At 72.5% G+C, this 24,403-nt stretch carries 17 protein-coding genes; 8 read left to right on the forward strand and 9 right to left on the reverse strand.

What is annotated here, in order from left to right; genetic code table 11:
* Positions 1 to 22: 22 nt before the first annotated feature.
* The 3 genes from E0504_RS30500 to E0504_RS30510 all read left to right on the forward strand — a co-directional run bounded on the left by E0504_RS30500 (position 23) and on the right by E0504_RS30510 (position 7,330).
* Entirely contained in the window at positions 23 to 1,285 is a 1,263-nt protein-coding gene (locus E0504_RS30500; protein ID WP_112109110.1) for an amidohydrolase family protein, read from the forward strand.
* Positions 1,282 to 5,031 (forward strand): indolepyruvate ferredoxin oxidoreductase family protein, encoded by a 3,750-nt coding sequence (locus E0504_RS30505; protein WP_131626283.1) that lies wholly within the window; start codon positions 1,282 to 1,284, stop codon positions 5,029 to 5,031. The genes E0504_RS30500 and E0504_RS30505 overlap by 4 nt, the downstream gene beginning before the upstream one ends.
* Before the next feature lie 628 nt (positions 5,032 to 5,659).
* Positions 5,660 to 7,330: an amidohydrolase family protein gene (locus E0504_RS30510; protein WP_071059551.1), complete on the forward strand. Its 1,671-nt coding sequence runs from the start codon at positions 5,660 to 5,662 to the stop codon at positions 7,328 to 7,330.
* Positions 7,331 to 7,509: 179 nt separating this feature from the next.
* Here the strand turns inward: E0504_RS30510 and E0504_RS30515 are convergent, their stop codons facing one another.
* From E0504_RS30515 to E0504_RS30525, 4 genes are all read right to left on the reverse strand, one after another.
* Complete coding sequence (locus tag E0504_RS30515; RefSeq protein ID WP_112109062.1) at positions 7,510 to 8,709, reverse strand: amidohydrolase family protein; 1,200 nt, start codon at positions 8,707 to 8,709, stop codon at positions 7,510 to 7,512.
* The gene (locus E0504_RS50590; protein ID WP_157904194.1) at positions 8,694 to 8,855 is read right to left on the reverse strand and encodes a hypothetical protein; all 162 of its coding nucleotides are present in this window, start codon (positions 8,853 to 8,855) and stop codon (positions 8,694 to 8,696) included. The genes E0504_RS30515 and E0504_RS50590 overlap by 16 nt, the downstream gene beginning before the upstream one ends.
* 338 nt (positions 8,856 to 9,193) lie before the next feature.
* Positions 9,194 to 11,542 carry a CoA transferase gene (locus E0504_RS30520; protein ID WP_112109063.1) on the reverse strand — a complete coding sequence of 783 codons (2,349 nt, stop codon included), beginning with the start codon at positions 11,540 to 11,542 and terminating at the stop codon, positions 9,194 to 9,196.
* Positions 11,539 to 12,552 carry an LLM class flavin-dependent oxidoreductase gene (locus tag E0504_RS30525; RefSeq protein WP_112109064.1) on the reverse strand — a complete coding sequence of 338 codons (1,014 nt, stop codon included), beginning with the start codon at positions 12,550 to 12,552 and terminating at the stop codon, positions 11,539 to 11,541. The genes E0504_RS30520 and E0504_RS30525 overlap by 4 nt, the downstream gene beginning before the upstream one ends.
* 213 nt (positions 12,553 to 12,765) lie before the next feature.
* Between E0504_RS30525 and E0504_RS30530 the strand changes: the two genes are divergently transcribed.
* The 3 genes from E0504_RS30530 to E0504_RS30540 are packed head-to-tail and all read left to right on the forward strand — an operon-like array spanning position 12,766 to position 15,245.
* A complete protein-coding gene (locus E0504_RS30530; protein ID WP_112109065.1) occupies positions 12,766 to 13,209 on the forward strand; it encodes a Zn-ribbon domain-containing OB-fold protein in 444 nt (147 codons plus the stop codon).
* Positions 13,206 to 14,396, forward strand: coding sequence for a thiolase family protein (locus E0504_RS30535; RefSeq protein ID WP_071059555.1), 1,191 nt, complete (start codon positions 13,206 to 13,208; stop codon positions 14,394 to 14,396). The genes E0504_RS30530 and E0504_RS30535 overlap by 4 nt, the downstream gene beginning before the upstream one ends.
* A 15-nt stretch (positions 14,397 to 14,411) precedes the next feature.
* A complete protein-coding gene (locus E0504_RS30540; RefSeq protein WP_112109066.1) occupies positions 14,412 to 15,245 on the forward strand; it encodes an SDR family NAD(P)-dependent oxidoreductase in 834 nt (277 codons plus the stop codon).
* A gap of 119 nt (positions 15,246 to 15,364) precedes the next feature.
* Here E0504_RS30540 and E0504_RS30545 read toward each other — a convergent pair whose 3' ends face one another.
* The gene (locus E0504_RS30545; protein WP_131626284.1) at positions 15,365 to 16,030 is read right to left on the reverse strand and encodes a cutinase family protein; all 666 of its coding nucleotides are present in this window, start codon (positions 16,028 to 16,030) and stop codon (positions 15,365 to 15,367) included.
* 236 nt (positions 16,031 to 16,266) lie between these two features.
* On the opposite strand from E0504_RS30545, the gene E0504_RS30550 reads away from it, so the two are divergent.
* Both E0504_RS30550 and E0504_RS30555 read left to right on the forward strand, forming a co-directional pair.
* Positions 16,267 to 16,851: a SigE family RNA polymerase sigma factor gene (locus E0504_RS30550; RefSeq protein ID WP_306769279.1), complete on the forward strand. Its 585-nt coding sequence runs from the start codon at positions 16,267 to 16,269 to the stop codon at positions 16,849 to 16,851.
* A complete protein-coding gene (locus E0504_RS30555) occupies positions 16,848 to 17,981 on the forward strand; it encodes a hypothetical protein (RefSeq protein WP_112109068.1) in 1,134 nt (377 codons plus the stop codon). The genes E0504_RS30550 and E0504_RS30555 overlap by 4 nt, the downstream gene beginning before the upstream one ends.
* 26 nt (positions 17,982 to 18,007) lie before the next feature.
* Here the strand turns inward: E0504_RS30555 and E0504_RS30560 are convergent, their stop codons facing one another.
* From E0504_RS30560 to E0504_RS30575, 4 genes are all read right to left on the reverse strand, one after another.
* Positions 18,008 to 19,084 (reverse strand): MaoC family dehydratase, encoded by a 1,077-nt coding sequence (locus E0504_RS30560; RefSeq protein WP_131626285.1) that lies wholly within the window; start codon positions 19,082 to 19,084, stop codon positions 18,008 to 18,010.
* The gene (locus tag E0504_RS30565; protein WP_112109070.1) at positions 19,081 to 20,325 is read right to left on the reverse strand and encodes a CoA transferase; all 1,245 of its coding nucleotides are present in this window, start codon (positions 20,323 to 20,325) and stop codon (positions 19,081 to 19,083) included. The genes E0504_RS30560 and E0504_RS30565 overlap by 4 nt, the downstream gene beginning before the upstream one ends.
* A gap of 297 nt (positions 20,326 to 20,622) precedes the next feature.
* A complete protein-coding gene (locus E0504_RS30570; protein WP_112109112.1) occupies positions 20,623 to 22,173 on the reverse strand; it encodes an LCP family protein in 1,551 nt (516 codons plus the stop codon).
* Positions 22,174 to 22,810: 637 nt separating this feature from the next.
* Positions 22,811 to 24,391, reverse strand: coding sequence for an MFS transporter (locus E0504_RS30575; protein WP_071059561.1), 1,581 nt, complete (start codon positions 24,389 to 24,391; stop codon positions 22,811 to 22,813).
* Positions 24,392 to 24,403: the final 12 nt, after the last annotated feature.

Below are 24,403 nucleotides of genomic sequence, written 5' to 3' on the forward strand. Positions count from 1 at the left end.
CGTGTCGGGAGGGAACGCGAACATGACCGAGCGCACTCTGATCAGGAACGCGAAGATAATCACCTGCTCCGCTCCCGGCACCGACTCCGGGTCGGACGTCATCGCCGACGGCGACCTCCTGATCGAGGGCGACCGGATCGCGCGGGTGGCGGCGGGGCGCATCGAGATCGACTCCGGTGCGGCCCGCGTCGTCGACCTGCACGGGGCGGCCGTCTTACCCGGCCTGGGAGACGCGCACGTGCACATGAGCTGGCCGCTCGACTTCGTCTTCGACCACGTCTCCGTCGCCAACGCGCCGGCCGCGCCGCACGCGCTCGACGTCGCCGCCGTGGCCCGGACGTTCCTGGAGAGCGGCTACACGCTCGTCGTCGGGGCAGGGGTCTCCCAGCCGTTCGACGACGTGCGCACCAGGGACGCGATCGAGCGGGGCCTCATCCCCGGCCCGCGGGTCATCCCGAGCGGCACGATGATCACCGAGCGGGGCGCGATCAGCGCGGACACCGGGATGACCTCGGTCGTCTCCGACGCCCGGGACATCCGCGAGGTCGTCGCCCGCCAGTGCGACACCGGCGTCCGGGCGCTGAAACTGTTCGTCTCCGGGGACGGCATCGTCCCCGAGTACCCCTCCGACGACCTCTACATGAACGACGAGATGCTGTCCGCGGCCGTAGACGAGGCCGACCGGTACGGGGCGTTCATCACGGTTCACGCCCGCGGGTCGGACAGCGTCGCGATGGCGGCGCGCAACGGGGTCCGGGCCATCCACCACGCCTGCTTCCTTGACGACAAGGCGGTGCACGAGCTCGAGGCGCGCCGGGACGACGTCTGGGTGTGCCCCGGCCTGCACTACCTGTACGCGATGGTCAGCGGCCACGCCGAGCCCTGGGGCGTCACCCCGGAGAAGATCGAGCGCTCGGGCTACGAGAAGGAGTTCCACGCCCAGGTCGAGGGCATCCGCCAGCTGCGGGAGGCGGGCATCCGCATCCTGGCCGGCGGCGACTTCGGCCACCAGTGGACAAAACACGGCACCTACGCGGCCGAGCTGCAGCGTTACGTGGAGCTGGTCGGCATGTCACCGCAGGAGGCGATCAACACCGCGACCCGGAACATGGGCCCGCTGGTGGGCCTGGACGTCGGCCAGGTCCGCGCGGGCTACCTCGCCGACCTGCTGATCGTCGATGGCGACCCGCTCGCCGACATCACCGTGCTGCAGGATCCCGACCGCCGCCGCACGGTCCTCAAGGGCGGGCGGTTCGCCTACGTCAACCCGCGGATGTTCCCATGATCGGGGCCACCGGCGAGCGGGCGGCGTCCGGCGACGTGATCGAGGCGCCCCCGCTGGACGGCCCGCCCGTCGCTGATCCGCCCGCGGTCGAGGCCCCGGTGCCCGCCCCGGCCGCTGCGGCGCTGCTCTCCGGAGTCGAGACCCTGGCGCGCCTGCTCGTCGTGCGTGAGCGGCTGGATGCCAAGGACGGCCTGACCACCGGGACGATGGTGTCGGGCTACCCGGGTTCGCCCCTGGGCACGTTCGACCTGACCCTGGACAAGCTCGGCGACAAGCTGGCCGAGCACCGCATCCTGCACCGGCCGGGGCTGAACGAGGAGCTCGGCGCCGCCGTCGTGTGGGGCAGCCAGATGGGCGCGGTCAGCGGCTACGCCGGCGTCGACGGCGTCGTCGGCGCCTGGTACGGCAAGACCCCGGGGCTCGACCGGTGCGGGGACGTCCTCAGGCACGCCAACGCCATGGGCGCCGGCCCGAACGGCGGCGTCGTCATGTTCTGCGGCGACGACCCGACCGCCAAGTCGTCCACCCTGCCCTGCGACAGCCAGTACACGTTCGAGGACGCCTGTATCCCGGTGCTGTTCCCCGGTGACCAGCAGGAGGTCCTCGACCTGGGCGTGCACGCCTACCGGCTGTCCCGGTACTGCGGATCCTGGGTCGGGATGAAGATCGTCACCGCGGTGGCGGACGGCATCGGCAGCGTCGACCTCGATCTCGACCGGCACACTCCGGAGGAACCGGAGGACATCCTGGTCGAGGGCCTGCCGTGGCGGCACCGGCCGCAGGCCAAGGTCGGCCCGCACGCGGTGCCCGGCCAGGAGGCGCTCGTCGTCGACCACCGGCTGCGCGCCGCGCAGGCCTACGTCCGGCACAACGGCCTCGACCGGGTGGTCGGCGCCCAGGCGGGCGCGCCGCTGGGCATCGTGTGCGCCGGCAAGACCTACTTCGACGTGGTCCAGGCGTTCTCCGATCTCGGTGTCCGCCCCGCCGATCTCGCCGCCGCCGGCGTCCGCGTGCTCAAGCTCGCGATGACGTACCCGGTGGTCGAGAGCACCGTCGTCGAGTTCGCCCGGTCGGTCGAGGAGATCCTCGTCGTCGAGGAGAAGCGGCCGTTCATCGAGACGCAGCTGCGGTCGATCCTGCACCAGGCGGGGATCATGGTCCCCGTCGCGGGCAAGAAGGACCTGGACGGGCGCGCGCTGCTGTCGACGGTCGGCGAGCTGGACCCGGCCGCGGTCGGCAAGGCGCTGACCCGGGTCCGCCCGGCACTCGCCGCCGGCCGGCGCGACGAGCCGCGGCGGATGTCGCTGCCGCTGCTCGCGCTGCCGTCCCGGCCGCCGGGCTTCTGCAGCGGCTGCCCGCACAACCGCTCGACGGTCTTCCCGGACGGTGCCCTCGTCGGCGGCGGCGTCGGGTGTCACGGGATCATGTACTTCGAGACCCGGCACCAGGGCATGACCAGCCTGCCGCCCACCCCGATGGGCGCCGAGGGCGTGCCCTGGATCGGGCTGGCGCCGTTTGTCGACGAGCCGCACCTCATCCAGAACCTCGGCGACGGCACGCTGAGCCACTCCGGCATCCTGGCGATCCGGGCGAGCGTCGCCGCCGGCGTCGCCGTCACGTTCAAGATCCTGTACAACACCGCGGTCGCCATGACGGGCGGTCAGGACGTCGTCGGCCTGATGGACGTCCCGGCGATGACCCGGGCGCTGGAGGCCGAGGGCGTGCGCCGCATCGTGGTGTGCGCCGAGGACCCGAAGCGCTACGGCCGTCGCGCCCGCTGGGCACCGGGCGTCAGGGTGCTCGGGCGGGACCACCTCCCGGAGGTGCAGGAGGAACTGCGGGGCGTGGCCGGCGTCAGCGTGATCATCTACGACCAGCGCTGCGCGGCGGAGTCGCGGCGGCTGCGCAAGCGCGGGCTGCTGCCCGAGCCGCCCCGGCGGGTCGTCATCAACGAGGCCGTCTGCGAGGGGTGCGGCGACTGCGGCACCAAGAGCAACTGCCTGTCGGTGCTCCCGGTGGAGACCGAGCTCGGTGTGAAGCGGCGCATCGACGACCTTTCCTGCAACCGCGACTACACCTGCCTGGACGGCGACTGCCCGTCCTTCGTCACCGTGCAGCCCCGGTCGCGGACCTGGCCGTGGACGAGGTCCCCGGCGAAGCGCCGGGCCCGCAGGGCGAGTGCCGAGCAGGCCGCGGGTGCGTCCGCCGGGACGGGCGAGTCGGTGCGGCCGGCCCTGCCCGCCGGCACCCTGCCGGCGCCCGCCAACCCGGGTGTCGACGGCCAGTACGGCATCTACGTCACCGGCATCGGCGGGACGGGCATCATCACCGCCAGCCGGATCCTCGCGGCCGCGGCCGAGTCGGCCGGGCTCATCGTCGGCGGCGTGGACCAGACCGGCCTGTCGCAGAAGGCCGGGGCCGTGGTCTCCCACCTGCACCTGGCGGCGACCAGGGCCGAGATCGGCTCGGCGACGGTCGGCCCCGGCGGGGCCGACCTCTACCTCTCCGGCGACATCCTGCAGGCCGCCGGCGGGCCCCAGCTGGAACGGGTCCGCCCCGGCCACACCGTGGCGGTCGTCGAGACCGAGCTGATCCCGACCACGTCGATGCTCCAGGGCGGCGCGACCGCGCCCGCCGACGAGGATCTGCGCAGGGCGATCACCGACCGGGTCGGCCCCGAGCGGGTCGCCTTCATCGCCGGGCGGCAGATCGCCGAGCAGGTGTTCGCCGACCAGCTCCTCGGCAACGTCGTCCTGCTCGGCGCCGCCTTCCAGCTCGGCGGGCTGCCGTTCACGCTGGACGACGTCGAGCACGCGATGCGCCGGCAGGGCAGGGCCGCGGCGAAGAACCGGGAGGCCTTCGAATGGGGCCGCTGGGCCGCGCACGACCCGGCGGCCGTCGAGGCCAGCCTCGCCGGGCCCGCGGGCGCCGGGCCCGCGGGCGCCGGGTCGGTGGCCACCGGGTCGGCGGGCGCGGAGGCCTCCGGCGCCGGTCCGGAGCCGGGTCGGCGGCCCGGCCTCACCGACCCGTCACCGGCGGCGCTGACCCGCGCGGCGGCGCTCGTCGCCGAGCGCCCGCTGCCCCCGGCGCTGCGTGACCTGCTGGTCCGCCGGGCCGCCCAGGTGATCGACTACTCGGGCGACTCGCTGGCGCGGCGCTTCCTCGGCCTGGTCGAGCAGGCGTCCGCGCGGGACGACGAGGCCAGCGGATGGGAGTTCACCCGGGCGGTCACCGACTCCTGGCACAAGATCCTGACCTACAAGGACGAGTACGAGGTCGCCCGGCTGCACCTGAAGACGGACTACGACGAGGTCGCGCGTGGCCTCGGCATCGACGGCCCGTACAAGGTGACCTACCACCTCCATCCACCCGCGCTGCGCCGGCTGGGCGTGTCGAGGAAGCTCCCGATGGGCCGGCCCTACGCCGTCGCCTTCCACGGCCTGCGGGCGATGAAGCGGCTGCGCGGGACGCCCTTCGACGTCTTCGGCTACGACCCCGACCGCCGCACCGAGCGCGCGGTGATCGCCGAGTACGAGGCGCTGATCACCGAGCTTGTGCGGCCGGTGCCGGCCGGGTCCGGCGTCTCCTACGAGACGCTGGTCCAGGCCGCCGAGTCCGTCCAGGTGGTCAAGGGCTATGCGGAGATCAAGGAAGCCGCGGTGCGGCGCTGGCGTGCCGAGGTCGCTCAGCTGCGGCGTGAGCTGGTCCCGCCCGCCGCTGGTACCGGTGGCGGCACGGCACCCTGACCTGATGTTCCCTCGCGTCGTGGGGAACCGGGGTGCATAACAGCCCGTTTCGCAAAGATTGATCGACCACGGGGTGTCGTGTCCGGTTCGAGCGCCCCCAGGGAAATCATGATCGGCCGTGGTCCGTGGCGGCCGTGTCCGGGTGCGCGGGGTGCGGGGTGCTGGGTGCGGGATGCGCGGGGATCATCGGGTCCCCGGCACGGTCCGGGCCCGACAGGTATGCGTACCGGGCCGGCCGCTATGCACGGCGGCGCGGAACCGTGGCGGGTGAGGGGCAGCCAGGACTCTCTCACCCGCCGCACATCACCCGATGGCGGAGACTCAGGGTGCATAACCGGCTCGGGGAGGAGGTACCGGGCCTCGGTCTGGGTCCTGTTCCGCGGGGGGCGCCAGCCGGCCACCCCGACCCGGGTCCCGACACGACTCCCACTCCTGGCCGATCTTTGCGAAACGAGCTGTAAGTCGTAGGTCGTGGGGCCCGTCCGCGGGCGTCTCGTGAGCGGGCGTCTCGTGAGCAGTGCCTCGTGAGCAGTGCCTCGTGAGCAGTGCCTCGCGAACTCGATAAGTGAGCGAGTATTTGCTATCTTCTGGGAACTATCGTTGCCGCGGGCGACCGATCGGAGTTTCGATGGATCTGCTGCTGCGCCACGCCTCGTTGATCGACGGGACGGGTGCCCCGGCCCGCGCCGCGGAGGTCGCCGTCAGCGGTGGCCGCGTGGTCGCCGTCGGCGCCCCCGGCGAGCTCACCCCGACGCCCGACTGCGAGGTCGTCGACCTCGAGGGGCTCACCCTCGCCCCCGGCTTCATCGACGTGCACACCCACTACGACGCCCAGATTCTCTGGGACGGCGACCTCACGCCGTCGAGCTGGCACGGCGTGACCAGCGTGATCATGGGCAACTGCGGCTTCGGGGTGGCGCCGACCAGGCCCGAGCACCGCGACATCATCATGCGCCTCCTGGAGAACGTCGAGGGGATGTCCCTCAGCGCACTTGACGCCGGCATCTCCTGGTCCTTCGAGACCTTCCCGGAGTACCTCTCCGCCCTCGACCAGCGGCCCAAGCGTCTCAACGTCGGCGCCTTCATCGGCCACTCGCCGCTGCGCGCGTTCGTGGTCGGCGGTGAGGAGCGGCCGGCGACACCGGCCGAGCTCGAGCGGATGCGCGAGATCGTGCGCGAGGCCCTCGAGGCCGGCGCCATCGGGTTCTCCACCTCGCGCCAGCCCGCCCACCAGGGCGCCTACGGCCGTCCGGTGCCGAGCCGCTTCGCCGAGGTCGACGAGGTCTACTCGATGGTCTCGGTGCTCAGCGAGCTCGGGCGCGGCGTCGTCCAGGTCTCCATCGGCCCGGGCCTGTTCGTCGACCAGTTCTCCGAGCTGGCCACCCGCTTCGGCGTCCCGGTGACGTGGACGGCGCTGGTCGCCCGCGCGGACAAGCCAGGCGCGGCGATGCGCACCGTCGAGCGGGGCGGGGCGCTGCCCGGCGAGGTCTACCCGCAGATCGCCTGCCGCCCCATCGTCATGCAGATCACGATGGACGACCCGGTGCCGCTCGCCGAGATCGACGAGTGGAAGGAGGCGCTGGCGCGGCCCCGCGAGGAGCGTGCCGACCTCTACCGCGACGCCTCCTGGCGGGAGCGGGCCCGCCCCGCGACGCTGAGCGCGTGGAGCCACCGCTGGTCCAAGATCGATGTCGAGGAGACCGGCGCCCACCACGACGTCGTGGGCATCCCGCTGGACCGGCTGGCGCAGCAGCGGGGCACCACCCCCTTCGACGTCATGCTCGACCTCGCGCTCTCGGACAGCGTCCCCACCCGCTTCCGGGTGGTGCTGGAGAACGACGGTGACGCCGAGATCGCCCAGCTGCTGGCGGACAAGCGCACCCTGCTCGGGCTCTCCGACGCCGGCGCCCACGCCAACCAGCTCTGCGACGCCTGCTACTCCACCCACCTGCTCGGTCACTGGGTGCGCGAGCGCGGCGCGATCGCGCTGGAGGACGCGGTCTGGCGCCTCACCGGTCATCCCCACCAGGCCTTCCGGGTGGACGGCCGTGGGCTGGTCAAGGAGGGCTTCCACGCCGACCTCGTCGCCTTCGACCCGGCCACGGTGGGCACGACCCCGGTCGAGCGGGTGTACGACCAGCCCGGCGGCGCCGACCGCCTGGTGGTGCGCAGCACCGGCATCGAGCACGTGTGGGTCAACGGCGTAGCCACCCGTTCGTACGGTAAGGACATCCCCGGCGCCACGCCCGGCCGTCTGCTGCGCGCCCGGGGCACCGGGGAGGGCACCCCGCAGTCCTGACCACCGGACCAACCCCGCGCCCGGGTAGCCATTTCGCGGTGGCCACCCGGGCGCTTCCGCGTCCGCGGGCTCTCTGTCTCTGCCGCTCAGGGCCTGGCCGGGCCCGACCCGGCGCCGAGCCGGACCGGCCCGGGGGGCGGGGTTGGTGTCCTACGGTGACTGTCCCTACGCGGACTGTCCTACGCGGACCTGGCGGTCTCCTTGTCGGGGATCCGGAGCAGGTCGGCGGTGTTGCTGCGCAGCACCTTGCGCCGCGTGACCGGGTCGCAGTCGTCGAGGCGCTCGACGTAGTCCATGGGCTGGCGGAGCCCCTCGGGGTGCGGGTAGTCCGAACCGAAGAGGACCTGGTCCGGGCCGAGCACGCTGATGAGGTCGTGCACGTCGTCCTCGGGGAACGGGCAGACCCACAGGTGCTCGGCGAGCATCTCGCTGGGCTTCGCCGAGAGCGTGCCGCCGATCATCGGGCCGCGCCGGCCGAGGGCGGCGGCCTTGTCGACCGTCTTCAGCAGCGGTCGCACCCAGTTGCTGCCGTTCTCGATCGAGATGATCTTGATGTTGGGGTGTCGGCCGAAGAGGTTGTGCAGGGTGAGCGCGCTGAGCGTGTCGACGATCGGCCGCTCGGTGTTGCACAGCGCCCACTGCAGCGGCGACTGCAGGTGTGACGGGTTGCCCGCGTCCTCGGACCAGAGCCGGCCGTACGCCGCGTTGTAACCGCTGTTGGAGACGTGGAACACGACCCCGACCCCGGCCTCGGCCGCCATCGCCCAGAACCGGTCGAAGTCGGGGTGCGCGGGGGAGCGGCCGCCGATCGGCCCGGGGCGCAGGTGCACCAGGCGCGCGTCGGCGTCCAGCACCCGCTTCAGCTCGGCCACGGCGTGGTCGATGTCGAGCAGGGAGAGCATCGGAACGGCGAAGATCCGGTCCTGCTCGGCGTAGCCCCAGTCCTCCTCGAGCCACCGGTTGAACGCGCGCAGGCTGGCGTAGGTCAGTTCGACGTCGTCCGCCATGTCCTGCTCGACGGCCACGCCGAGGGTGGGCAGCATGATGGTCGCCTCGACATCCTGGTCGTCCATCAGGTCCAGCCGCGCGGGCCGCTCGATGAACGCGGGGTGGTCCTTCGCGTTCAGGACCTCGCGGTGGGTGAAGCCGTCCGCCACCTCGCCGACGAACAGGCCCTGCAGCGCGCCGGGGGCGGACGCGTAGTCCCCGGGCATCACGCTCATGAAGGTGCGGCGGTCGCCCAGATAGACCCGGCCCAGGCCGTCGGCCCCGCGCTCGACCCGTACGGTGCGCTCCTTGAAACCGGCCTCGATATGCCGGGAGAAGCAGTCGTCGGGCTCGTAGTAGTGGCCATCGGCATCGATCAGCTGGTAGTCCACCGCGTGCCACCTCCGGGAAAACGATTCAGTGAATACTCGCTGCGCCGGTCGAAGTGCCGGGACTTGCGCGCGGTGCGCTGGCTGGCCACGAGGTGCGGGTCGTCTCCGGGCGCCGGGCAGGCCACGAGACGGATCGTCGTGGTCACCTGGCTGCCTCCTCCGCCTGTCGCGGTTCTGTCGCCTGTCGCGGTTTCGTGTCGCTCGGCGGCCTGCCGCGCAGATCGCGGGCCGGTTCGCACGGCCTCAGTCCTGGTAAGTGAGCATACACTTTTTCCCTATCGGGCGCAGGGGCGTTTGCGGTGGCAGGCTGAATGCCCGCCTTCCCGAAGGCGGGCGATCTCGTTCTCACCGGTAACGCGCGGAACGCCGCCCAGGCAGTTCTCCGGGATCTACGGCGGTGCCGCCCCGAAAGGCGGGTGATGAATGCGGACGCCGGCCAGGACGGCCGGCGTCCGAGGGGATTCCGCGGTGCTTCCGGGATCCGTCAGGTCTGGCGGACGGCTTTGGCGGCCAGGAGGGCGTCGATCTCCGCCGGGGGGAAGCCGAGGTCGGTGAGCACGGCGACGCTGTGCTCACCGACGCCCGGCAGCATCGGCGTGACCGGGTCCGCGTCGACGCCGGTCGGGCCGTACCGCGGCAGGGCCCCGATCTGCTCGAACCAGCCCCAGTCGGCGACCTCGTACGAGGCGACCCGGCCGAGCTGGCGGTTGACCGGGTCGTCCAGCACCGCGCGGCGGAAGCCGTCCCGGTCGAGCGGTTCGATGAGGTCGGCGAGCAGGCCGGCGGCGCGCAGACGGGCCACCCACTCGGCCGCCGGCGCGGCGGCGAACACGGCCTCCAGGACGGACTCGGCCCGGCGGGCGCTCGCGTCGTCCGAGCCCCCACGCAGTGGCACGTAGGACTCCGGCAGGCCGCCGGCCGCGGTGCCGTCGTCGCCGGCGGCCGCGTCGCCGGTGACGGGCGTCGCGGCGGGTGCCGTCAGCTCGCGCAGGCGGGCCCACGCGGCGCGGTCGGGCAGGACGAGCGCGAACCAGCGGTCGTCGCCGCCGGCGTAGATGCGGTAGCCCGGGCCGTACCCGGTCTGGGTCGAGTCGAGCGAGGGGGTCGGGACGCGCTCGCCGTCGCGCTGGAACACCCCGCTCTGCAGGAGCATCCCCGCGCCCAGCAGGCTCGTCGCCACCCGCTGCCCGCACCCGGTCGACTCCCGGGCGTACAGGCCGGCCAGTATGCCGGTCGCGGCCACCCAGCCGCCGCTGACGTCCAGCGGAATCCAGGTGGGGGCGACCGGATCGTTGCCGGTGCCGCCTACAGCCTGCTCCAGGCCGGTCAGCGCCTGCATCAGGGCGTCGTTGCCGGGGTACTTCGCCCGCGGTCCCGTCGGGCCGAAGGCGCTGGCGTGGCAGTACACGGCGCGTGGGTTGAGCCGGGCGACGGTCTCCGCGTCGATCCGGAGCCGTTCGGCCACCCCGACCCGGAAGTTGTGCACGACGACGTCGGCCCACCGGATCAGCCGTTCCACGACGGGCCGGGCTTCTGGGGCGCCCAGGTCCATCGCCAGGCTGCGCTTGCCGCGCTGGCAGGCCGCCACCGCGTAGGCGGCGGCCCGCATGGCCTCGCCCTCGGGCGGCTCGACCTTGACGACCTCCGCGCCCAGGTCGGCGAGGATCTGGGCGCCCAGCGGACCGGCCACGAACGCCGAGAAGTCCAGGACGCGAACCCCCCGCAGGAGACGGCCGGACGTCCCGGCCGCGCTCGCGGCGGGGGCGCCGTCCGCGGGCGCGGGGCGGACGGGACGGACGGAGATCGGCGAGCCGACGACGACGTCCCGCCGGCCGGACTCCGAGCGGGTCACCGCCAGGCCGACCTCGGCCAGGTGCGGGTCGGCCAGCGCGTCGCCGGGGCGCAGCACCGGCTCGCAGGCGATGCCCGCCTCGCGCAGCCGGTTCAGCCAGTCCTCGCGCGGCCGCAGCGCGAACGGCGAGCGCCAGCGGCGGGCACGCTCGTTGAGAGCCCCGGTCATCTGGTCGGCGTAGTAGCCCTCGTCGCTGGGGGTGTCGCCGAGAACGTCGATGAGACGGGAGTACATCCCCTTCCCACCGAACCAGACCTGCAGCAGCTCGCCGTCGGCGCAGCGGTACAGGAAGTTCGGGAAGGTCGATCCCTTCTCCCAGTAGGACTCGATCTCCGTCGCGGCGCGCTCGGAGCGCCCGATCATGCACCCGAGGGTGGAGAGCAGCCCGTCGTAGAGCGACGTCTCGGCCCAGCCGCCGGTGCCCGTCCCGACCCGGCGGCGCAACAACGCGAGCGCGGACGTCGTGAGCAGGAAGGCCGTGCCGCTGCCCGACGCCTGCGCGTCGACGAAGATCGGGCCCGGCCGGTGCCCGGCGAGTTGGGTGCAGAACCCGGCCCGGGCCTCCACCAGCAGCCCGAAGTCCTCCCCGAGGCCCTTGGACGTCCGGCTGGGCCGGCAGCGGGCGTACACCAGGCCCGGGTTGGCCGCCTGGAGGTCGAGGTGGCCCAGGCCGCGCCGCTCGACGAGCGCCTCGGGTCCGTAGACGAACGCGACGTCCGCGCCCCGGAGCAGCGCGCGCACCTCGGCCGCGTCGTCGGTGACGACGAGCTGCTTGTCGCGGTGCCAGACCTCGCCCCAGGCCACGTGCTCGTCGATCGCCGGCGTCGACGTCCCGACCGCCCGGACGACCCGCGCGCCCAGGTCGGCGAAGATCATGCCGGGCACGCCGCCCGCCAGGCCCAGGCCGAGGTCGCTGGTGCCGACCGCGACCTCGACGACCGACAGGCCCTCGCAGGGACGTCCGGCGGGGGCGGTGCTCACGGCGAGACCTCGTCCGCCGGCAGCCCGTCCACTGACAGGCCGTCCACTGACAGCCCGTCCGCCGGCAGCGTGAGGCGGGGCAGTACCTCCCTGGCCGCGAGAGTGATCACCTCGAGGGTGTCCTCGTGCGCCGCCGGGGAGATGATGAAGTGGCGCACCCCCGCGTCCACGTACTGCTGGAAGCGGGCGGCGACCTCCTCGGGCGTGCCGGCCGGGGCGACCCGCTCGAGCATGCCGCCGGGCTTGTTCCCGTAGGCGCCGCCGAGGAACGACGCGACGTCGTCGCGGGCGCGGTCGCCGTCGGGGCGGATCGAGCAGTAGACGTACATCATCCACTCGAAGCCGGACTTCTCCAGGTCGCGGCCGGCCGCGGCGGCGTGCTCGCGGACGGTGCCGACCGTGCGGGCATAGGCGTCCGGTGACATCAGGTAGGGCATCCAGCCGTCGCCGACGCGGGCGGCGCGGCGCATGGCGGGCCCCTTGCGGCCGGAGATCAACAGCGGCGGGCCGCCGGGGCGCCCGCCCGGCCGGTCCGCGCCGCGCAGCTCGACCGGGACGAGCTTCGCCTCGTCGAGGTGGAAGAACTTCCCGTGGTGGGTCACCGGCTCGCCGGACCACAGCGCCCGGAGGATGTCCAGGGTCTCGTCGGTGCGCGCCCCGCGCTCGGCGACGGGCACGCCGACGGCGTCGAACTCCTGGGGGAACTCGCCGCCGACGCCGACCCCGACCGAGATCCGGCCGCCGCTGTGGACGTCCAGGTCGGCGAGCTGTTTGGCGATGATCACCGGGGGGTAGAGCGGGGCGAGCAGGATCGAGGTGCCGACGCGGACGCGCTCCGTCCACGCGGTCATCAGCGCCAGCCGGGTGATCACCTCTCCGGTGCCCGTCCGGGGGAGGATGTGGCCGCCCTGCCAGACGGACTCGATCGGGAGGCGCTCCGCGGCGGCGAGCCACGCCCGGTCCGGCTCGGGGAGGGCCGCTGCTCCGAAGACGATGCGATTGCCTGGCAACCAGGGCTCCTTAACGGACGACCGGCCGGACGGCGTGACCAGGCCGTCCGGGTCGGGGAGCAGACTCGGCGGCTGTCCGCGCGCGTGTCCGGGCTTGCGTGGCAGAATAGCGGAGTGAGCGTACACTCCTCTTCCCTGTGAAGGGAAGCTGAGCAGGGAAGCAAGGGCTGAGCAGGGAAGCAAGGGCTGAGCAGGGAAGCAAGGGGGAGAGGCTTGACCGCGATCGTGGGTATACCCCCGGCCGTGACCGAGGAGACCGAGCCGTTCTGGACGGCGGCTCGTGAAGGCCGGTTGCTCGTCGAGCACTGCCCGGCCTGCGGGTCCGACTCCTTCCCGCCGTACGGGGCCTGCCGGGTGTGCCGGAGCCGTCCGGTCGAGTTCGTGGAGATCACCGAGCGCGGCCGGGTGTACAGCTTCACGGTCAACCACCAGCGCTGGATGCCCGGTCTCGAAGTGCCCTACGCGATCGTCCTCGTCGAGTTCCCGGGCCATCCGGGCGTGCGGGTGGCCGGCCGGCTGCGCGGCTGCCCCCCGGAGGCCGTGGAGATCGGGATGGCGGTCGAGGTCGGCTTCGAGCCGGGGCCCGGCGACTTCGCCGTCCCGAGCTTCGTCGCCGTCGACCGCGCCTCCGAGAGCGGCGCCGGGGCGACCGCGTGACGGGCACCGAGCACTTCGAGAAGCGGGTCGTGCTCTCCGGCGTCGGCCAGTCGGCCGTCGGGCGGCGCATCGACCGCTCCGGGTTCCAGCTGACCCTCGACGCCGTTCACGCCGCGATCGAGGACGCCGGCCTGCAGGTCGACGACATCGACGGCCTGGCCATGTTCCCCGGCGGCGGCAAGGCCAACCTGCCCGGCTACGCCAACGGCAACCTGTACGAGATCCAGGACGCCCTGCGCCTCACCACCACCTGGCGGCAGGGCCAGGTCGAGGGCATGAGTCTGCCCTTCTACGGCCCGGCGCAGGCGATCGCGACCGGCCAGGCCCGCCACGTCGTCATCTGGCGGACGGTGAAGGAGGGCAGCGCCGCGCGCAACGCCGGCGGCCGCCCCGCCTACGGGTCGATCCACCCGGCGGCCGAGGGGCCGCTGGCCTGGCTGCTGCCGATCGGCGCGCTCTCCCCGGTGTGCCAGGTGGCCCCCTACGCCACCCGGTACATGCACGAGTACGGCGTCACCCGCGAGCAGCTCGCCTGGATCCCGGTGACCCAGCGCGCGCACGCCGCCCTCAACCCGGACGCGGTCTACCGCGACCCGCTGACCGTCGACGACTACCTGGCGTCGCGCATGATCTCCACGCCGATCTGCCTGTACGACTGCGACGTTCCCGTCGACGGGGCCACCGCGATCGTCGTCTCGGCGGCGGAGACGGCCCCCGACCTGCGGGCACCGGTCGCCATCGAGGCGATGGCCGGGGTCGTGGACGGACGCCCCTCGTGGGAGCAGTGGGAGGACATGGGCCGGGTCGGCCACGCCACCGCGGCGGCCCTGTGGAACCGGACCGGTCTGCGGCCCGCCGACGTCGACGTCGCCCAGCTCTACGACGGCTTCACCATCGAGGCCGTCTGGTGGCTCGAGGCGATGGGATTCTGCGGTACCGGCGAGGCGGGCGCCTTCGTCGAGGGCGGCAAGCGGATCGCGCTCGGCGGCGACCTGCCGCTCAACACCTGGGGCGGGCAGCTCTCCGGCGGGCGTCTGCACGCCTCCTTCGGTCACACCGCCGAGGCGATCCGTCAGCTCCGCGGCGAGGCCGGGGCACGGCAGGTGGTCGGCGCGGAAGTCGCCGCGGTGACCAACGTCGGCGGATACGAGGCGGGCGCGGCCCTTCTGACGCGCTGGCGTGGCTGAGAGAGGAGACGTCGGATGGCACGAAGTTCTGGACGGGTCGAGGGAAAGGTCGCCATCGTCACCGGAGCCGGCTCCACGCCGGGTGACGGGATAGGCACCGGGAAGGCCAGCGCCGTGGTGCTCGCCCGGGAGGGCGCGAGCGTCCTGCTCGTCGACCTGTACCCCGAGCGCGCCGAGCTGACCTTAAAGATGATTGAGGAAGAGGGCGGCAAGGCGAAGGTTTTCGCCGCCGACGTCACGCAGGCGGACCAGTGCGAGGCGATGGTCGCGGCGGCCGTCGAGAACTTCGGCACGGTCGACATCCTCGTGAACAACATCGGGCTGGCCTCCCTGGGCACCGTCGTGGACCTCTCGGAGGAGGCCTGGGACCGCGCCCTCAACGTCAACCTGCGCACGGTCTTCCTGGCGTCCAAGTACGCCGTGCCGGTGATGGCCGCCCAGGGCTCCGGCTCGATCGTCAACATCTCGTCGATCTCCGCGCTGCGGGGCGACGGCACGATCGCCTACTCGGCGGCCAAGGGCGCGATGCTCGCGATGACCGTCGACATGGCCTACTCGCACGGGCGGCAGGGCATCCGGGTCAACGCGATCGCGCCGGGGCACATCACCACCCCGATGGTGAACTCCGTCTCCGGGCAGGACCCGCGGGCCGACTTCCGCACGCAACTGCGCAACGAGGCCGGCCTGCTCGGCACCCCGGGCACCGGCTGGGACGTCGGCTGGGCCGTGGCCTTCCTCGCCTCCGACGAGGCACGCTGGATCACCGGCATCACCATGCCGGTGGACTCCGGAGTCCTCAGCATCACGCCGCTGTCGATGGCGCAGTACCTGCGCGCCATCCCGGAGTAATAGCCGCCGCACCGCTGGGCTGACCGCGCCGGGCGGCTCGCCGGGACGGACGACACTGTTCCGCCCCGGCGGGCCGCCTTCACCATTGCCGCAGCGCGCCGAGTACTTCAGCGTGCGGACTACTTCAGCGCGAGGACCTTCGACGCGGCGAACTTCCCGCCGTCGGCGGCGCTTCCGTCGAACCCGTACATGATGTGCGCGAAGAAGTTGAACCCCGAGGCGCAGACAGGGTCGCCGAGATTGCAGTACTCCTTGGCCTTCGGGCCGTAGAGCGGACTCGCCGTGGTGATCTTACCGGCGGTCAGTGCCAGTGGGTTGCCGAACACGACCACCGCCGCGACCCGCGGGGCGAGTTCCTTCGGAATGGTCTCGCCCAGGTCGAGGAACGTCGGAATCCCGATCGAGATGTCCGTGATGCTGGCACCCTGCGAGTACCCGCCCAGCACGAACTTCGTGTTCGGGCAGGCGGCCGCGGTCGCCTTCACGTGCCGGGTCATGTCGGTGGCCCCAGGGCCGGCCGACGTCTGTGCGTAGTCCGCGGCGTAGTTCACGGCGTACGAGGCGACCGTCTTACCGGGCAGGTTCTGTTTCACGGCGTTGACGAACGGGCCGCCGGTGATGCCCAGGCCGGGCAGCTCACCGCTGCCCCGGGCGAAAACGACCTCCACGTCGGAACAGGTGGCCGCCTGCGCGGGTCCGGCGACGATGCCACCGCCGAGGGTGCAGGCCGTCGCGGCGACGGCGAGCGCCAGGGCGCGACGTTTCCAGGAGCCGACAAATCTCATGCGCGAATCTCCTCGCGTAATCGACCAGCGCAGTGCGGCTGGTCTGTTGTCCCACCCCCTCCCCTTGTCAAGCTTTGGTGCGTTTTGGACGCTATCGTCCGGTCTGCCCGTGGGTAACGAGTACCTGATCGGGTTCACCCGAAAGTGCCACCGGAGCGCCACGCAGGGACACCGTCGTCGCCCGTGGGGCCGGCGCTCCGTGTCCGTGCCGTGTTCCCTGTCCCGCAAGCCTTTTCGTGGCCGCACTCAACCTGGCGGCGCGCGGCGGCGTTCAGGAGGGCAGGACCACGGAAGGGACGTATCGGGTGCTGGAACGCGAGGAGCGGGCGTTCGAGGAGTTCGTCGCGCGCACGGGCGACCGGCTGGTGCGCTGCGCGGTGTTGCTGGTCGGCGACCGGGGGACGGCCGAGGACCTGGTCCAGGGGGCTCTGGAGCGCACCTACCGGCACTGGCCGCGGGTGTCCGCCGGGCACCCGGAGGCCTATGTGCGGCGGGCGCTGGTCAACGCGGCGGCGAGCCGGTGGCGCCGGTTCCGGATCCACGAGGTGCCGCTGGGTGCGGACACCGAGATCGGCCTGCCGGACCACGCCGACCGGTTGTCGGTGCGCGACGAGCTCATCCGTGCCCTGATGACCCTGCCCGTCCGACAACGCGCGGTGCTCGTGCTGCGCTACCTCGACGACCTGCCCGAGGCGGAGGTCGCGGCCGCGCTCGGCTGCAGCGTCGGCTCGGTCAAGAGCCAGGCCTCGCGCGGACTCGCCCGACTGCGGGCCAGCGCGCACCTCGACGACGTCCTGCCGGCGGAAAGGAGGACTCCGTGACCATCGACGTCGAACGGGATCTACGAGCGGCCATGCGGGCCGTGACGGCCGAAGTCACGGCCCGCCCGGACACCACCCGCCTGGTGCGCGAGCGGTTCCGCCTGCGTCGGCGCAGGCGGCGGGTCGCGCTCGCCGCGGCGGTGGCGGTGCTCGTGGTCGCCATCCCCACGGGTCTGGGCCTGGCCCGGTCGGACTCCGACACCGTCGAGGTCAGGCCGGCCCGCCCGTCACCGACCGCCAGTCCGGCCGCTGGGCCGACGTCCGCCCCGACCGCCGGTCCGGGTTCCGGGCTGGGGCCTGGTCGGGACGTGGGGGGCGTCGGCATCACCTGGATACCCGCCGAGATGACCTTCGAGGAGGACACGAGCGGTGCCGGCACCGGCGAGCCCACCCCGGACATCGCCACCTACTGGTCGTCCTTCAACGCGATGATGGGTAAGCAGATGGCGTTCGTCATGGTCACGGTCAGCTGGGGGCCGGTACCGACCCTCGACGCCGTCGAGTCGAGCATGCGCGTGCAGCCAGAGCGGACCTTCGCCCGCACGACGGTCCGGGGCCGGCCGGCCGTGTTCACCCGCATGGACCCCAAGCGGGAGTTCGCCCTCGTCTGGGCCGAGCAGGACGGGCTGCTCATCGAGGTAGCCGCCGGCACTCCTCTCACCGAAGACGAACTGCGCCGGGTCGCTGAAGGGCTGGTAGTCGGAGCCCGGCCAACGCTCGACCCGAAGACCGAGCAGGCCGTCCGCGAGGCCGTCACACGGGCGTACGCCATGGACGGGCCTGCGGACCGGGCGCTCGCGGCGATCGAGAACGGGCCGGGCCTCGCCGAGACCAGGAGTCGCTTCCTCGCAAACCATCCCGGGTTGGCACACACCCTGCGGGTGACCGTGCAGGACGTGGTGCTGCGGGACCCGGAGCACGCCGTGGCCTCGTTCACGCTGAACTTCACCGACCCAACCATCCTGAGGCCGTTCACCGGGCAGTGGGACGAGCCCCGCTCGTACTCCACGAGCGGCAAGGTCATCCACACGGCGGGCGGCTGGAAGGTCAGCCGCGCCAGCTACTGCATGACCATCCTTGATGACTGCCCGATCGAGACACCTGCCACCCCGGCGGGCGGGCCCTCATGACCGCGCCGGAGCGGCCGGCGCGTCGATCAGGGCAGGACCGCGACGAAGCGCCAGTCGAGGACGTCCCGGTCGGGTTCCTGGCCGGGCTCGCCGTCGCCGGGCTCGCCGTCGCCGGGCTCGCCGTCGCCGGGGCCGCCGTCGCCGGGGCCGCCGTCGGCGCGTACCCGCGAGCGCAGGCTGACCAGGCCGCCGCCCGCGGCGAGCGGGGTGAGGTCCTCCACCGTGATGTCGCTGCGCAGGGTGTCGCCCTCGTACACCGGCCCGACGTGGTCGCAGCCGTGCCAGCCGGTGACGGTGACCAGCCGCGGCAGTGCCCGCGTGACCTGGGCGAACGCGAGGCCGATGGTGTGACCGCCGTAGACCAGCCGCCGCCCGCCGCCGGCCCGGGTGTCGTGGTGCACCTGGGCGATGTTCAGAGTGAGCCGGGCCAGCTCGGGCGCGCTGGACACGACGTCGCCGCCGCCGACCCGCCAGCTCTGCCCGACCTTGAGATCGGCGAAGCCCGCGCCCTCGGTCGCGGCCGCGAAACGCTCGAGGTCCCAGCCCTCGACGACGGCCCCGAGCTCCGCCGTCCCGGCCGTCTCGACGGTCCCGATGGCCTCGATGTCGTCGCGGTGCCCGGTGGTCCGGTCGGGGTCGCGCAGCGGGAGCATCGCGCACCGCCAGAAGTCCAGGACGGGCCGGTCGAGCTGGTCGACGGTGGTGATGCGCAGCACCGCCAGCCCGGTCGGCCGGCGCCCGGGCCGGACGCTGTTCTGCCGCAGTGCGACGACCTCGGTGGACGTCCGCAGCGTGTCGCCGATCTCGGGCGCCCGGCGGAAGACCAGCCCGCGGTAGAACAGGTTGGCCTTCACGTGATGGGTGACCACCGTGGACTGCCCGATGGCGACGTCCCAGACGACGTTCGGCGGGGCGAGCGCCGCGGCGCCGGTCACCTCGGCGCACAGTGCGGTGTCGAGGGCCAGGGCGAGCCGGCCGCCGACGATCGAGCGGTGGACGTCCGTGAGGCCGGCGGTCAGCGTGACCCCCGGCGCGGAGCGGAACCGCTGCCCGACGGCCAGCTCGTCGAAGTAGGGCCCCTCGGCGACCGATCCGATCGTCATCCCGCCCGTCCCGTCGTCTCACTCGCGATCACGCCGGTGTCGATCAGCCGGCCGATCTCGGCATCCGTCAGGCCGAGTATCTCGCCCAGGACGGGCGCGGTGTCCTGGCCGAGGCGCGGTGCCTCACCGGGCGCGCCGTACTCGCCGTCCCAGCGCATCGGCGAGCGCGCCGTGATCGCCGTGACGGTTCCCGAGGACGGCTCGTGAGCCGGCAACCGGACCTCCGCGAGCAGCGGGATCGGGTCCGCGGCGTGCGCTGCGACGACGTCGGACATGCCCCGGTACCGGCCCCACAGCACGCGGGCGGCGTCGAGCTCGTTGCTGACCTGCTGGTAGTCGCGGGCGGCGAACCAGGGACGCAGCACCGCGGCGATGGTCTCGCGTAGCCGGTACCGGTCGGCCTCGTGGGCCAGGTCGGCGTCCAGCGCCGTTTCGAGGGCGGCGAACACCTCGCCGGTCTTGGTCACCGAGCACAGCGCCGCCCACTGGCCCTCGGTGAGCGCCACCACCATCACCCGGTTGCCGTCGCTGCAGGTGAAATCGACGCCGAAACTGCCGTAGACGTGGTTGCCATGCCTGGGCCGCTCGGTCCCGCGGGCCGCGGCCTCCGACAGCCAGCCGAGATTCGCCACACCGCTGAGCGCGACGTCTGCCAGCGCCAGCTCGACGAACGCGCCGGCCCCGGTGCGGTCGCGGTCGCGCAACGCGGCGAGAACCGCCGTCGACACGGTCAGCCCGGTGATGAAATCCCAGGCCGGCAGCACGTGGTTGACCGGAGCGCCGCCCTCCTCCCGCCCGGTGATTCCCGGCAGGCCGACCTCGGCGTTGACCGTGTAGTCGACGGCGGGCCGCCCGTCCGGATAGCCCTGGACGCGAACGTGGATCAGGTCCGGCCGGCGGGCGGTCAGGGCGTCGTAGGACATCCAGCGCCGCCCGACGACGTTGTCGACGAGGACACCGCGATCCGGCCCCGGCGCGGTGATCAAAGCTGTGACCAGCTCCTTGCCCGCGCCGGAACGCAGGTCGACCGCGACGGACCGCTTCCCCTTGTTGAGGGACGTCCAGTAGTAGCTCTCGCCGGTGGGTGCCACCGGCCAGCGCTGGTAGTCGCTGCCGCCGCCGATCGGGTCGACCCGGATCACGTCGGCCCCGAGCTGCGCGAGCGTCATCCCGCCGGTGGGCCCGGCGACGAAGCTCGCACATTCCACGACCTGCAGTCCCGCAAGCGGCCGCCGGGTCATGACGCCGCCCGTGTAAGGGCCGGGGTGAGCCGTCCGAACACCGGGGTGCACCGCCCGAGTGTCGGGGCGAGACAGCGCCCGCCACCGAAGCGTGCCCATGCCCTGCCCGGGCCAGACTCCGCGTCCATGCAGCCACCGCCATACATAGTCGTTAATCAATATTCAGCTCAGAGCATAAGCACCCTTGGATGTCCTGGTCAGCGGAACGCACCTCACCACTCGTCCGGCGATGTTGGTGGCGCCGGCCAGACGTCTCCCGGACCGCTCGGGAAGGTCCCGCCTCAGATCGGGTGGTTTTCACAGCGTGCAGGGCGGTGGCGGCGGCCCCTGCGGTGCGGCGGCCGCCGGGGCTGCGGGCGTCGTGCCGGCGGCGGGTGTGGCACCCGCCATCGCCGGGGCGACGACGCCGGTGTACCCGCTGCCGAGGATGAGGTGGATCCCGGTGATGGTCGAGTCGGCGCGGGCGATCGAGCCGGGTACCGCCGCCTGCACCGTCCACGCGGCCTGCTCCTGGCCGGGGCCGTAGCGCACCTGTGACGCCGCGCGGGGGTCGGCGTTGCCGGCGCTGGTTGCCTGGAACCCCTCCCGCACCAGCGCCGTGGTCACCTTCGCCGCCAGGCCGGACGTGCCGGAGCCGTTGTAGACGGCGACAGCGACCTGCGCGGGCGGGACGGTCACCGGGCCGGGCGTGGCCGAGGCGGTCGTGTCCTCGAGGGTGACGCCGTCGACCTGGCCGCCCAGCGGCATGACGATTTTCGCGAGGTCGACCGGGTCGTAGAGCTGCACCGCGCCGAAGCCGGGCAGCGTTCCGTTGTTCGGGTTTCCGCCGTCGGCGAGGCCGGGCGCGCGGGTCGGCAGGGTCTCGACGTGCATCGTGCCGGCCGCCATGCCCTTCATCGACAGTCCGAGGGCCATGAGCTCGTCGAGTGTGGTGTTACCGAGGGTGACCGCGCCGGTCGCGGCCCGGAGCAGCGCCGACGACTTGAGTGGGTTTGTCAGGACGTCGCCGCTGGTGGCCTTGCGGAGCACGGCGCCGAGGAACTGCTGCTGGCGGTTGATCCGGGCGATGTCGCCCTGCATGAAGCCATGCCGCTGCCGGACGAACGCGAGTGCCTGCTCGCCGTTGACGTGCAGAGTACCCGGGCCGCCGGACCAGCCGCTCATCGTGTCGTTGGTGTTGGTGCTCACCCGCCACCGCTTGTTGTCGTCCTGGAAGTGGTCCTTGAAGTCCGAGGGCAGCACGCAGACGTCGACGCCGCCGATCGCGTCGGTGATCTGTTTGAAGCCCGCGAGGTCGACCGACACGTAGTGGTCGACCCGCATCCCGGTCAGGCTCTCGATCATCTTCACCAGCAGCGACGGGCCGCCGTCGGTGATCGCCGAGTTGAACCTGCCCCGATGCTTCTTGTGCACCTTGCCGGCCGCGTCGGTGTACTCGGGAATGACGACGAGGGTGTCGCGCGGGAACGAGACCATCGTGGTGGCCCCGTCCTCGGCCACGTGGATCAGCATCGTGGTGTCAGAGCGCTGGCCGGCGACGAGCGAGGAGCCGCCGTACTCGTCGCCGGTGCCCGCGCGGCTGTCCGTGCCGACGAGCAGATAGTTCTCGACATCATGGTCCGCGGCCGGACGATCGTCACCCAGGTCAAGGTCGACGTGCGTGACGTTGCCGTTGGCGTAGGCGTACAGCGACCAGCCACCCACACTGAACAGCAGCACTGCGGCGGAAAGCGCGGCCGTGAGCACGGCGCCGAACCGCCCACCACGGAAACGCCCGCGCCGGGATCGGTCAAACCCACCGTCACCACGCAGGCTTAGCTGGGAGGGAAGCGGCGAATCTCCTGGCACGGCCACCCCTCAAATATCCGCCCGATGTACCCGATTGATGATGATAAGCGAGGTGGGTCGGGTCGAGGCAGGGCGGTGATCGGGTCACCCCAGATGTCCTGGCGATTGTCTGGCGCAGGATGGTTGTCAAGGATCACCGGTGCCGATTTCGCGGACGGTCAGTGGGTGATCCGAGCGGGAACGGGTTTGACACGGCAGCGGTACCAGACCCGAGGAAGCCGCCAGCGGTCGTCGGTGGAGTCATGCCGGATCCAGGAGGTCGTGGTGAACGACGCGGTCCGCGCCCGCAGACACGGTCTTAAACCCGTTCCGAATGATGCTTGGAGTTTGCGCAGGCAGATGATCGGGCAGGCGGGGCCGAGAAACGCCCGGTGGATGTCGACCCGGCGTTCCCACTGGGTGCGGAGCTGGCGAGACTGGTGCAGCCAGGGAAAGGTTCGGCCTTCTGGCCAACGTTGGCGGCCCAGGCCGGAGCCCGTGGAGCTTTCCACGGCGGGTTGGCAGCCACACGTCTCCGGGCAGTGGGACCCGAGATGCCCAGGTCCCGCATCCCGGGGCTTGGGGCTTCGCCGTGCTCGTGCCGGCTGCGGGGCCCCGTCAGCGCGGGGCTCCGCCGGGTATGGGCCGGGGCGGTCGCTCAGGCCCTTGCCTCGACCGCGTCCGTCGCTGCGGCGCCCGCGGTGCCCTCCGCCACGGAACCGGCGGCGGCCCCAGCGGCCCCGGTCGGCCGGTCGTGCGGGCTGCGCTGGTCGGGAACGACGGAGGTGGGTGCGGCCGACTTGCGGGCCGGGATGGCGAGGGCTACCAGGAAGGCCACCAGTGCGGCGCCGGCGCCGATCAGGAAGCCGACGCGCAGGCCGGTCAGTGACGGGACCTGCGTCGTCCCGAAGGAGATGGTCATGTTCGCCAGCACGACGCCGATCACGGCACTGGCCGTCGACGTCCCGATGGAGCGCATCAGGGTGTTGAGGCCGTTGGCGGCGGCGCCCTCGGAAGCGGGCACCGAGGCCATGATCAGGGTTGGCATCGCCGCGTAGGCGAGCCCCACGCCGCCGCTGATCGAACAGGCGATGACCAGGACGCCCACGGGGCTGCCCATCAGCCCGAGCGCGGCGACGTATCCGACGGTCATCACAGCTGTGCCGGAGAGGAGGGCGGCCTTCGGCCCGCGGGCGGTGATCAGGCGTCCGGCGAAGGGCGAGACGACCATCATCATCAGCCCCGCCGGCGCCATCCACAGGCCGGTGGCGAGCAGTGACTGGCCGAGGCCGTGCCCGGTGGCCCTGGGTAGCTGCATGATCTGCGGGCAGATCAGCGACATCGCGTACATCGCGAAGCCCAGCACGGTGGAGGACAGGTTCGTCAGGAGCACCGGGCGCCGGGCCGAGGTGCGCAGGTCGACCAGCGGGGCCTTCGTGCGCGTCTCCCACCGGCCCCAGGCCAGCAGGACGGCGACCGCGGCTCCGAACAGCCCCAGGGTGGTGGCGCTGGACCAGCCCCAGGTGCTCCCCTTCGACACGGCGAGCAGCAGCGCGACGAGGCCCGCGGAGAGGGCCACCGCTCCGGGCAGGTCGAAGCTGCCGGAACCCCGGACGGGGGACTCGGGGACCACGACCGTGACCAGCGCCATGAGGATCAGGGTGGCGATGGCCGAACCCCAGAACAGCACATGCCAGTCGAGGTTCTGCGCGACGATCGCCGCGATCGGCAGTCCCAGCGCGCCGCCGATGCCGAGCGACGAGCTCATCAGGGCCATGGCCGGGATCAGCCGCTTCGGTGGGAGAAGGTCACGCATGATGCTGATGCCCAGCGGGATGATCGCCAGACCGAGGCCCTGCAGGGCCCGGCCCGCCACGATCGGCACCAGGGAGTCGGTCAGGGCACAGACCAGCGAGCCCGCCACGAGGATGTAGCCGGAGAGCAGGAGCATCCGCCGCTTGCCGAACAGGTCGCCGAGCCGGCCGAAGACCGGGTTCGCGACGGCTCCGGTGAGCAGGGTCGCCGTGATGGCCCAGGACGCGTCGCTCGCGTTGGAGTGCAGGAGCTTCGGCAGTACCGGGATCAGCGGCACCATCAGCGTCTGCATGAGCGAGACCAGGACGCCGACCGCGGCCAGGACGGCGACGATGGCGCTGGCTCGTGACGGAGCGTCCGTCCCGGCTCCGGAGTCCGGGCCGGGGCCCGGACTCGCTCCGTTCGAGACTTCGCTGGCGTCCATGTGCACCCCAAG

The sequence above is a fragment of the Parafrankia sp. BMG5.11 genome (genome assembly GCF_004337455.1).

Bases quoted from the DNA above. Each gene is read 5' to 3' on its own strand.
- E0504_RS30500 (WP_112109110.1), top strand. From the start codon at position 23: ATGACCGAGCGCACTCTGATCAGGAACGCGAAGATAATCACCTGCTCC.
- E0504_RS30505 (WP_131626283.1), top strand. From the start codon at position 1,282: ATGATCGGGGCCACCGGCGAGCGGGCGGCGTCCGGCGACGTGATCGAG.
- E0504_RS30510 (WP_071059551.1), top strand. From the start codon at position 5,660: ATGGATCTGCTGCTGCGCCACGCCTCGTTGATCGACGGGACGGGTGCC.
- E0504_RS30540 (WP_112109066.1), top strand. From the start codon at position 14,412: ATGGCACGAAGTTCTGGACGGGTCGAGGGAAAGGTCGCCATCGTCACC.
- E0504_RS30545 (WP_131626284.1), bottom strand. From the start codon at position 16,030: ATGAGATTTGTCGGCTCCTGGAAACGTCGCGCCCTGGCGCTCGCCGTC.
- E0504_RS30560 (WP_131626285.1), bottom strand. From the start codon at position 19,084: ATGACGATCGGATCGGTCGCCGAGGGGCCCTACTTCGACGAGCTGGCC.
- E0504_RS30565 (WP_112109070.1), bottom strand. From the start codon at position 20,325: ATGACCCGGCGGCCGCTTGCGGGACTGCAGGTCGTGGAATGTGCGAGC.
- E0504_RS30575 (WP_071059561.1), bottom strand. From the start codon at position 24,391: ATGGACGCCAGCGAAGTCTCGAACGGAGCGAGTCCGGGCCCCGGCCCG.